This is a genomic window from Vibrio sp. Y176, assembly GCF_033438945.1.
The window spans coordinates 1-576 of sequence record NZ_JAWOQS010000892.1; the positions used below are offsets into that span (position 1 = coordinate 1).

The window sequence follows — 576 nt, forward strand, 5'->3', positions numbered from 1 at the left end:
ACTTCGGCAGCAAAGAGAAAATCTGGCAAGCAGTGAGTGACGCGATGGATGAGTTCCTGCAAAATTATATGGCAGGCCTAATCAACGAAATGCCTGAGAACACCCCATCAAATCGCAAGATTTACCTGTTTATGGTTCGAATGTTGGCGTTTGCACTCGTGAACCCTCCTCCGGTGCAAATGATTGCTGACTCAATCCGACAAGATGATAACGCGCTGTTTGACTACTTCTTAAAGTCAAAAGACGAGTTTGCCGAGATTTTCACGAGCATTTTCGCGCAGTACAACAGTGAGTTCCCAGAAGCACAATTCGATCAGTGGGAATCAAAATGGCAGATGTTGATCTTTGCACACGGCGCAGTCAGCCTTGCTCCAATGATGCAAGAAACATGGCCAGATATCGCAGACAATCGTGAACAACTGCTGATCAAACACTGGGAATTGTTTAATACGATCATGGCGACGCAATTCAGAATCGCGAAAGAAGATATGATCCACCCTAGCAAGCTTGAAGACATCGTTATCGACATGTGTTGTACCATCGATGAAGCGGTAAACTAAAAAGCCAATAAGCGAA

Annotated in this window: 1 protein-coding gene; it reads left to right on the forward strand. The window is 45.0% G+C overall.

The features are described from left to right. On the forward strand, positions 1-560 hold a 560-nt coding region (vdeR, locus tag R7O13_RS29255; protein ID WP_318305507.1), incomplete at its 5' end, for an efflux transporter transcriptional repressor VdeR. Between the last annotated feature and the right edge of the window lie 16 nt (positions 561-576).